Raw genomic sequence first — 9,509 nt, forward strand, 5'->3', positions numbered from 1 at the left:
CGTGTGCCGTGCGGCTCAGTCCGCCGTCGGCCCCAGTGTCGTGCGCGACTTGGGCAGGATGTTCTTGATGTAGTCCTCGACCACCGTGTCCAGGCCGATGTCGTGCTGCGCCCGCTCGGACAGGTACCAGCGGTGTTCGAGCAGCTGGTGGTAGATCTCGGCCGGGTCCACGCCGCCGCGCAGCTCGTGCGGCACCTGGCGCACGGTCGGCCGGAAAACCTCGCGCACCCAGCGGTGGGCGAGCACCTCCGGGCGGGCGCCGAGGGGGTCGCCGGGGGCGTAGTCGTCCTGGGTGGCCATCCAGCTCTCCAGGTCGTTCAGCAGCCGCCGGGCCTGGTTCTCCTCGGTGTCGAGGCCGGTCAGGCGCAGCAACTGCCGCTGGTGGTGGCCGGCGTCCACGACCTTGGGCACGAACGTGACCGTGTCGCCGTTGGAGGCGTGCTCGATCTGCATCTCGGCCACGTCGAACCCGAGGTCGTTCAGGCGCCGGATCCGCCGCTCGATGTAGTGGTACTTGCCCGCCGGATACACCGAGGTGCGGGTCAGCTCCTCCCACAGGCTGCGGTAGCGGGCGCAGATCTCCATGCCGAACTCGATCGGATCGACGGAGGGATGCAGCGCCCCGGACGCCTCCAAATCCAGCAGCTCACCGCTGATGTTCACGCGGGCGAGGTCGAGGTCGTACTCGCGCTGCCCGGTGCTCAGCCGCGGATGCAGATCACCGGTCTCGGCGTCCACCAGGTACGCGGCGTACGCGCCCGCGTCGCGCCGGAAGAGGGTGTTGGACAGCGAGCAGTCGCCCCAGGCGAACCCGGCCAGGTGCAGGCGCACCAGCAGCACGGCGAGCGCGTCCATCAGCCGGTGCATGGTTGTCGGCCGCATGGTCGTCTCGAACATCGAGCGGTACGGCATGGAGCCGCCGAGGTGCCGGGTGATCAGGACGCTCTCCAGCGGCTCGCCGCCGGTGTCGGTGCGGCCGGTGACCACGGCGAGCGGGTCCACCGCGGGGATGCCGATCCGGTCGAGGTCGCGCAGCAGCTCGTACTCGCGCTGCGCGGGCCGCTCGGCGAGTTCCTTGACGGCGATCACCTCGGACCCGGCACGCGAGTAGCGCACGACGTGCCGGGAGATGCCGCGCGGCAGCGGCACGAGGTACTCCTCCGGCCACTCCTCCAGCGGCAGGTGCCATGGCAGTTCCAGCAGGAGCGCGGGGTGCTCCGGGTTCGTCGCGCTGATCTGCAGTGCCATGGGCCGGGTGTCCTTGCTCCGAGGTGACCGGGGTGACCGGGGTGATCGTCACCTCACCTTAAACGGCCCGCTCGCGGGCCCGGTCGGCCGCGTCCTGTATCGGACCCCGGTGCACCGGCCCGTGTCCGGGCAGCATCAGGTCGCCGTCCAGCTTCGCGAGGATGTCCAGCGGCCACGGCACGGGCGCGCTCGTGGTGGAACATGTCGGGCAGCAGCTGCGGGCCCTTCGCGCGCGAGGGCGGGTGGCCGCTGACCCCACCGCCGCCAGCGAGGTGAGGAGTTGCTCCCGATCGCCGGGATAGCCCGTGTCGACGAGTGTTACGGCGTCCCCGTCCGTGAGGATCACCCAGTGGTGTTCGAGCCGTGCACCAGGTAGGTGCCGTCCGCCACGTGCTGCACGTCCGCGCTCATGACCGTCTCGCGTCCTGTCGTTCCTGCCCCTGGGGGAGAACAGCAAAGCAGATCACCGCGCGGGCGGAACCGGTGGGTCCGGTTCCAACGCCTCTGCGCCCAGGCGGCGTTGGGGCCCCGGCCGCATCCCGGACAGCAGTTGCCCGCACGGACGAGGCCGCCTCCGGCACCGTCGACCGGAGGCGGCCCCCGCGCGCATCCGGAGCAGCCGCCTCTGCGCCCCGGAGCACGCCGCCCGGGAACCTCGGTGCCCCGCCCGGGAACCCTCGGTGCACGCGCTCAGCGCACACCGTGCGGGCGGAACTGGACGCTGATGCGCGGACCCACGGCGCGCGCGGTCTTGGGCACGCAGTGCTCCCAGGTCCGCTGGCAGGACCCGCCCATCACGATCAGGTCGCCGTGCCCCAGCGGACGGCGCACCGTCTCGCCGCCGCCGCGCACCGGACGCAGCAGCAGGTCCCGGGGCGCGCCCACGGACAGGATGGCGACCATGGTGTCCTCGCGCGCGCCCCGCCCGATCCGGTCGCCGTGCCAGGCGACGCTGTCCCGGCCGTCTCGGTAGTAGCACAGCCCCGCCGTCGTGAACGGCTCGCCCAACTCCTCGGCGTAGTGCGCGGACAGCGCGGCGCGCGCCTCGGTCAGCACCGGGTGGGGCAGCAGGTCGTCCGCGTCGTAGAACGAGAGCAGCCGAGGCACGTCGACCACGTGGTCGTACATCTTCCGCCGCTCCGCCCGCCACGGCACCTCGGCCACCAGCTGCTCGAACAGAGCGTCGGATCCGCCGAGCCATCCCGGCAGTACGTCGATCCAGGCGCCCGGGCCGAGCTCGGTCCGGCGCACCTCGCCGAGAGGGCCGAGCCGCAGCTCGTCGGTCTGGTCGAAGAGTGAGGCCTGGAGGTGCGTGGTCATGGATCCAGCGTACCCGTGAATCGAAAATCCGTTCCCATGGCGTGCCGAACGCGATGGCGAACAGGCTCTTTGGATGCATCGATGTATCGGATACATTCATGTATCGAACGGAGGTCGGGACATGGCGGTGGAGAGAACGACGCGGCGCGTGACCAGGCGTCGTGTCCGCACGCGGGCCAACCTTCTCCAGGCCGCGTTCGAAGTGTTCGCCGCCAAGGGATTCGGCCGGGTCTCCATCGAGGAGGTCTGCGAGGCCGCCGGATACAGCAGGGGCGCCTTCTACTCCAACTTCGCCACCCTCGACGAGCTGTTCTTCGCCCTCTACCGCGAGCGCGCCGACGTGATCGCCGAGCAGGTCTCGGGCGCGCTCGCCCTCGACGGTCCGGACCTGGACGTGCCCGCCGCCGTGGACCGCGTCACCGACGTGCTGCTGCTGGACCGGGACTGGCTCCTGGTGAAGACGGACTTCCTGGTGCACGCCGCCCGCGACCCGGCCGTCGCGCAGAGCCTGCTGGAACACCGGGCGCGGCTGCGGGGCGCGATCGCCGACCGGCTCGCCCGCGCGCAGGGACACACCCCGTTGCCCGCCGTCCTCGGCGACGTCGACGCCGCCTCGCGCGCCGTCGTCGCCGCCTACGACGGAGTCACCATCCAACTGCTCCTGGACCGGGACGTCGAGCACGCTCGTGCCTGGCTGGGACAGCTGCTCACCGCGCTGCTGACCGACGGCAGCGGCACCTCCGGATGAGCCCTCAGGAATGACCCGTCAAGAAAGGGAAGGTCGCCATGGATGCCGACGTCATCGTGGTCGGAGCGGGCCTCGCGGGCCTGGTCGCGTCGCACGAACTGACCAGCCGGGGCAGGCGGGTCGCCCTCGTCGACCAGGAGAACGCCGCCAACCTCGGCGGGCAGGCCTTCTGGTCCTTCGGCGGGCTTTTCCTCGTCGACTCCCCGGAGCAGCGGCGCCTGGGCATCAAGGACTCCTTCGACCTCGCCTGGAACGACTGGCAGGGCAGCGCGGGGTTCGACCGGCTCGACGACGAGGACTCCTGGGCGGTGCGCTGGGCACGCGCGTACGTCGAGTTCGCGGCGGGGGAGAAGCGGTCCTGGCTGGACGGGCACGGCATCACGTTCCTGCCCACCGTCGGCTGGGCCGAGCGCGGCGACCTCACGGCCCACGGCCACGGCAACTCCGTACCGCGCTTCCACATCGCCTGGGGCACCGGCACCGGAGTCGTGGAGCCGTTCGTCCGCCACGCCAAACAGGCCGCGCGCGACGGACTGCTCACTTTCTACCACCGCCACCGCGTCGACGAGCTGGTCCTGGCGGACGGCTCGGCGCACGGCGTGCGCGGCACGGTGCTGGCCGAGGACACCTCGCCCCGTGGTGTCGCCTCCAGCCGAGAGGCGATCGGCGACTTCGAACTCACCGCCCAGGCCGTGATCGTCACCAGCGGCGGCATCGGCGCCGACCACGACATCGTCCGCCGCTACTGGCCCGAGCGGCTCGGCACCCCGCCCACCGAGATGATCACCGGCGTCCCGGCCTACGTCGACGGGCGGATGCTCGACATCAGCGCCGGGGCGGGCGTACGGCTGGTCAACCGCGACCGTATGTGGCACTACACCGAGGGCCTGCAGAACTGGGACCCCATCTGGCCCGGCCACGGCATCCGTATCCTGCCCGGGCCGTCCTCCATGTGGTTCGACGCCCTCGGCCGCCGCCTGCCCGAGCCGTGCCTGCCGGGCTACGACACCCTCAGCACCCTCAAGTACCTGCGCACCACCGAGGACATCGCCGGCTACGACCACTCCTGGTTCATCCTCACGCAGAAGATCATCGAGAAGGAGTTCGCGCTGTCGGGCTCCGAGCAGAACCCCGACATCACCGCCAAGGACCGGGCCGGGTTCCTGAAGGAGCGGGTGCTCGGCAAGGGCGCGCCGGGGCCGGTGAACGCGTTCCTGCGCAAGGGCGCGGACTTCGTGACCGCCCCGAACCTGGAGCAGCTCGTCGAGAAGATGAACAAGCTGACCGGCAAGGCACTCCTCGACGCCGCCGGGATCCGCCGCCAGCTCGAGGCCCGCGACCTCCAGATCGCCAACTCCTACAGCAAGGACGCCCAGGTGCAGGGCATCCGCAACGCCCGCCGCTACATCGGCGACCGCCTCGGCCGGGTCGCCACCGCGCACCGTATCCTCGACCCGGCCGCCGGCCCGCTGATCGGCGTCAAGCTGCACATCCTGACCCGCAAGACCCTCGGCGGCATCCAGACCGACCTCGACTCCCGCGCGCTGGGCACCGACGGCACCCCGGTCGACGGCCTGTACGCGGCCGGTGAGGTCGCCGGGTTCGGCGGTGGCGGCGTCCACGGCTACAACGCGCTGGAGGGCACCTTCCTCGGCGGCTGCCTGTTCTCGGGGCGGGCGGCGGGGCGGGCCGCCGCCCGGCAGACCGCCTGACCGTGCCGCACGGCCCGTCTTCTCACCGCTCGAGGAGGCGGGCCAGCACCGCGGCGTGGCTCTGCTCGGGCGACTTGGAGGCGGTCAGCAGGGTCATGGGACCCTTGCGCGCCAGGGCGCGCACCTGGCCGAGGAGTTCGGCGGCCTCGGAGGCGGCGAGTTCCGCCTCGTACCGGTCGGCGAACTCCTCGTACGTGCCCTTGCCCGCGTGATACCAGCGGCGCAGTTCGGCCGACGGGGTGAGCGCCTTGGGCCACTCGTCGACGCGCGCCGCGTGCTTGGCCAGGCCGCGCGGCCACAGCCGGTCGACCAGCACACGGACGCCGTCGTCCGGCTCGGGCACATCGTAGACACGGCGCACACGAACACTCACGGTCGGCCTCCCCGGACGCGGACGGACGGTTGCCGCGAGCGTACTGCGGCGGGGCGCGACCGGCGCGTCGTACGACGCGGGGACAGGCCGGCGAGGCGGCCGGTGACCGGGAGGGGCTCCGCTGCGGCAGGGCACACCGCTGACGGCCCATCCGGGGCTATCCCCGGCTCCGGAGGGAGGCCGCGCGCCACCGTTTCAGCGCACGCCGCTCGGTCTCACTCGTCCCGCCCCAGATGCCGATGGACTGCCCGGTGTCCAGCGCCCACTCCAGACACCGCACCCGGCCCGGGCAGCGGCGGCTTCTCTGGGGGCCAGCCCGGTGTGGTGTGACTCGAAGAGCACGGGCATCGCCCCGTGCCGCAGTCGGTCGGCGTCCTCGATGCTGTCGGCCCCGGCACACATCGCCGCGATCAGCGACGTCACCTGGCCGCCGGGTTCGCCCCACCGCTGTTGTCCGCCCCTTCGATGCGTACGGTTTCGCGGACCAGCTCCGACAGTCGCCCACGTGCGGCAAGGCGCATCACGGGGACCAGACCCGCGTGCGCGACCAGGTTGGGGTCATCAAACGCTGCGGACACCGCACGTGGCGGCATGGAAGAATGCATCCCGGAGATGCACCTCCGAACTGGTCGAGTAGAAGCCTAGAGAACTCCTATTCTCCCAGGTCAGAGTGCATCTCCACTTTCATGTCCGGACACTGGACGGACCATCACCCGGTGAATCGAGGCTAAGAGGTCGTCCCACTGGGGCTGTTGGGTAGCCTGCGGCCGTGGGAATGGGACTGAACACTGACGGCTGGCTGGAAGACACGCGGATGTCTTACGACACCGTGGCTGCTAGCTATGCAGATCTGACGCGTCACCTCTTGGAGGAAACACCCGAGGAGCGCGCTGTTCTGGCGTTGTTCGCGGACTTGGTGGGTGCCCGGGGCGGGGGGCCGGTTGCTGACGTGGGATGCGGGACGGGGAGGATCACGGCTCACCTGTGTCAACTGGGCTTGGACGCGTTCGGGATCGACCTGTCGCCCGGGATGCTCGAGGTGGCCCGGCGTGATCACCCCGGTCTCCGGTTCGATCTCGGCTCCATGACGGACCTCGACCTCGCCGACGCCTCGATGACAGGCCTGGTTGCCTGGTACTCGCTGATCCACATCCCCGACGACGAGATCGGCACGGTCCTCGCGCACTTCCGGCGAGTGGTGCGGCCCGGTGGGCCGCTGCTACTCAGCTTCCATGTCGGTGATGAGTCGAAGTTGAAAACCGAGGGCTATGGCGGGCACCCGATGAAGGTCTATGTCCATCGTCGGCAGCACGACCAGATGATCGCGTGGCTCAACGAGGCCGGCTTCTCCGTCGAGGAACACAGAACTCTCACCTCGGCCGAGAGCAAGCTCGGAGGGATCATTCTCGCGCGCCGCCAGACTGCCGCCCCCGAAGAGTGAGTCGATCCCTAAAAAGAACTGCACGTCACTTGGACTCCCTCACGTAAGTGGCTCCGCCAGTGTCCTGGCGGAGCCGGGTGTCAGTTGGCTCGTGCGGCGATCTCACCGAACGAAGGCATCCCCAGGTAGATCGCCTGCTGAGCTTTTGCTGTGTGCATCCATTTGTGTGAGCTTGTCCTTGGCAGCAGCGAGGCTGACCTTGAGGCCTTCGATCTCACCGAGCCAGCCTTCTCGTCCGGCCTCGGCGATGCGATCGGCGAGGTTGTCCCTGAGTACAAGGCCAGGTTGCGCGAGGCCGCACCCAGCCGGTGTGGTGGACACGACGAGACCCGATCCGACCCCTGACCTACCACGGTGCCCACCGGATGTTCGAGGGCGCGTCAACGCCTCGCTCGGCGCCGACTGGAGCCTGCATGACCTGCGGCACATTGTCTCTGCTTAGTTTCCGTGTGGCGATAGTCTCCGGCTGAGCGGTTGACCAGGGTGTTTGGGCTTTGCGCTCGGTCGTGTGGTGTTTCTACTGTCAGCGCTCATGATCCTGAACTTCTTCTCGTCCCAGGGCTGGCAATCCTGGGACATCGAGTACCGGCCGTTGATCCCCGAGGGGATGCCCGTGCTCATCGACGATGATCTGCGCTTCGAGGACGGCCCGGCTGCGCCGCGTCCGACGACGGTGGTGAACCAGTGGCTGCGTGAGCTCCCGGCCAGCGGGGCGCCGGCGCCTAGCTCGTGGGAGAACTACGCACGAGTGGTCAAGGAATGGGTGGAGTTCCTGGCCGAGCACGGCGTGGGCCTGTTCGACTCGCGGGTACGGCTGAAGGCCGCGTTGAGCCGGTACGCCGAGCATCGGGTGGCGGGTCCGTTGAAGGCCCGGTTCGCGGCGACGACGTGGGGCCAGCACATGAGCATCCTGTCGCTGTTCTACCGGTGGGCGATGCACGAGGGGTACGCGGCGGCTGAGCCGTTTACCTACCGGGCCGCGCGGGCTCTGTTCGCCGGGACCGGCCGGGAGGTGAAGGTGAATCTGGCGGTCCGCCGCACCCCGAAGCCGCACGTGACGATCAAGTACCTGGAGCCGGACTTCACCGAGCTGTTCCGCAAGGGGCTGCGCGGGCTGGCCCCGGACGGCTCGCAGGACACCGGTTTCCACGGGCGGGAGCTGACCCGCAATGCGGCGGTCGGGGATCACGCGCTGGCCACCGGGATGCGGCTGCAGGAGTTCACCTACCTGCTGCCCTGGGAGATCCCCGCCCTGCCGTCGGAGCCGACCGCAATTCCCATCCCGTTCCCGGTGCCGGCCGGGATCACCAAGGGCAAGAAGTTCCGCACCACGTGGACCTCCTACGAGGCCCTCGCTGGGCTGCACGAGTACCTGGAACTGGACCGGGCGGCCACCACGGAGGGCTCCGGCTGGATGCCGCCGCGCCGGTGGGGCGAACCGCTCATGGTCACCGACCCCGACCCGCGGGGCGGCCGGGTCAACGGAGTCCGCCGCTCGTGGGACTCGCTCACCCCGGCCGAGCGCCGCCGTCTGGTCGCCCCCGAGGGCGGATCGTGCCTGCTCGCGGTGAAAAACGGGGGTGGCCCTTTCACCGCCTGGGCGACGGTCTTCGAGCGGACCTCGGACCGGATCCGGGCCCGCTTCGAGCCCCGCTTCCCGCATGTCTGGCCCCACCGATGTCGTCACACGTTTTCGATGAGGACCCTTGAGTACCTGGTCACCGGGCACTACCGGAATGCCGCGAAGCTGGTGCGGGACACGGACGCGGACGCCGCGCTGGTCTTCTACCTCTCCAAGGCGGACCCGCTGCTGGTGCTGCGTGATTTGTTGGGTCACTCGACTGTTCTGACGACGGAAAAGTACCTCCGGCGCCTGGATACGACTCGCATCTACCGGGATGCATACGAGGGTGCCGGGGCTGCGGCCGGGCTGACCTGCGACGCGGCGGCCGAACATGAGGCCGCGGCGGAGTTCTCCGACGATTTCGAGGACGGGGAAGCCTGATGCCAGCGATGCTCATCGATGAACCGCTCGGCATCGCCTGCGTGTTCAGTAACGGCCGCCGCGCGGAGTTCGTCCTGGACGGCCTGCCGAACCCACGGCTGGCCCGGGATCTGGCCTGCGGCTTGGCCGAACTCGTCCATCCGCACGGGACGGTCGATGCCGCGGGCAGTGTCATGCACTACGTCAGTTCCGCCCGTCACATGGTGCGGACCCTCGCAAGCCGAGGATTCACCGGCGGTGTCGGCCAGTTGAGTCGTGGCATGCTCGCCGAGTACTGGATGGGCACCTCGATGGGCCGCGAGGCCCACACGCGCCACATGATCCTGGGCTTCACCGCAGGTGGTGGGGGCCTTGCCCCGGGGGTGGAAGAACTCGCGAAGGGAAGGAACTTCAACCCGCAGCCCTACCGCAAGCCCTTGCCTCCCTACGCGGAGGAGGAGTGGGACCTCCTCACCACCGTCTGCCGCACCGTGGTCGAGAAAACGTACGCCGCCCACCGGCAGGCCCTCGTTACCGCCGCACGCGGCCGACATCCTGTCGAAGGCGGCTGGACAGCAGAGAACTTCCAATGGCTGTGTGAACGATCACGTAATTCCCCGGGCCCGGCGTCACGTAATTCCCCAGGTCCTGACCTCGTCCATGTCTACTTGATCGAGGGCTTG

General features: G+C 69.7%; 8 protein-coding genes and 3 pseudogenes. 5 read left to right on the forward strand and 6 right to left on the reverse strand.

Annotation, left to right across the window (positions count from 1 at the left end; genetic code table 11):
• Positions 1-15: 15 nt before the first annotated feature.
• The 3 genes and pseudogenes from H8R17_RS37975 to H8R17_RS37985 form a co-directional block, all read right to left on the reverse strand.
• Positions 16-1,248, reverse strand: a complete 1,233-nt coding sequence (locus H8R17_RS37975; protein WP_187827759.1) for a DUF4032 domain-containing protein — start codon at positions 1,246-1,248, stop codon at positions 16-18.
• A gap of 58 nt (positions 1,249-1,306) precedes the next feature.
• Positions 1,307-1,659, reverse strand: a pseudogene (locus tag H8R17_RS37980) (hypothetical protein).
• A 279-nt stretch (positions 1,660-1,938) separates the two neighbouring features.
• On the reverse strand, positions 1,939-2,568 hold the full coding sequence (locus tag H8R17_RS37985; protein WP_187827760.1) for an alpha-ketoglutarate-dependent dioxygenase AlkB: 630 nt from the start codon (positions 2,566-2,568) through the stop codon (positions 1,939-1,941).
• 121 nt (positions 2,569-2,689) lie between these two features.
• On the opposite strand from H8R17_RS37985, the gene H8R17_RS37990 reads away from it, so the two are divergent.
• Complete coding sequence (locus tag H8R17_RS37990) at positions 2,690-3,316, forward strand: TetR/AcrR family transcriptional regulator (protein WP_187827761.1); 627 nt, start codon at positions 2,690-2,692, stop codon at positions 3,314-3,316.
• 38 nt (positions 3,317-3,354) lie between these two features.
• Positions 3,355-5,028 carry an FAD-binding dehydrogenase gene (locus H8R17_RS37995; RefSeq protein ID WP_187827762.1) on the forward strand — a complete coding sequence of 558 codons (1,674 nt, stop codon included), beginning with the start codon at positions 3,355-3,357 and terminating at the stop codon, positions 5,026-5,028.
• 22 nt (positions 5,029-5,050) lie between these two features.
• Here H8R17_RS37995 and H8R17_RS38000 read toward each other — a convergent pair whose 3' ends face one another.
• Positions 5,051-5,401 (reverse strand): DUF488 domain-containing protein, encoded by a 351-nt coding sequence (locus tag H8R17_RS38000; RefSeq protein ID WP_187827763.1) that lies wholly within the window; start codon positions 5,399-5,401, stop codon positions 5,051-5,053.
• A gap of 157 nt (positions 5,402-5,558) precedes the next feature.
• Positions 5,559-5,699 (reverse strand): annotated as a pseudogene (locus tag H8R17_RS47890) (WhiB family transcriptional regulator); the annotation flags it as partial.
• 483 nt (positions 5,700-6,182) lie between these two features.
• Between H8R17_RS47890 and H8R17_RS38010 the strand changes: the two are divergent.
• Positions 6,183-6,842, forward strand: coding sequence for a class I SAM-dependent methyltransferase (locus H8R17_RS38010; RefSeq protein WP_187827769.1), 660 nt, complete (start codon positions 6,183-6,185; stop codon positions 6,840-6,842).
• A 102-nt stretch (positions 6,843-6,944) separates the two neighbouring features.
• Here the strand turns inward: H8R17_RS38010 and H8R17_RS38015 are convergent, their stop codons facing one another.
• Positions 6,945-7,163: a hypothetical protein gene (locus H8R17_RS38015; RefSeq protein WP_187827765.1), complete on the reverse strand. Its 219-nt coding sequence runs from the start codon at positions 7,161-7,163 to the stop codon at positions 6,945-6,947.
• 211 nt (positions 7,164-7,374) lie between these two features.
• On the opposite strand from H8R17_RS38015, the gene H8R17_RS38020 reads away from it, so the two are divergent.
• Together H8R17_RS38020 and H8R17_RS38025 are read left to right on the forward strand one after the other, a co-directional pair.
• Entirely contained in the window at positions 7,375-8,847 is a 1,473-nt protein-coding gene (locus tag H8R17_RS38020; RefSeq protein WP_187827766.1) for a site-specific integrase, read from the forward strand.
• 8 nt (positions 8,848-8,855) lie between these two features.
• A pseudogene (locus H8R17_RS38025) lies at positions 8,856-9,509 on the forward strand (hypothetical protein); the annotation flags it as partial.

The sequence above is a fragment of the Streptomyces sp. TRM68367 genome (assembly GCF_014495685.1).
Taxonomy (GTDB): Bacteria; Actinomycetota; Actinomycetes; order Streptomycetales; family Streptomycetaceae; genus Streptomyces.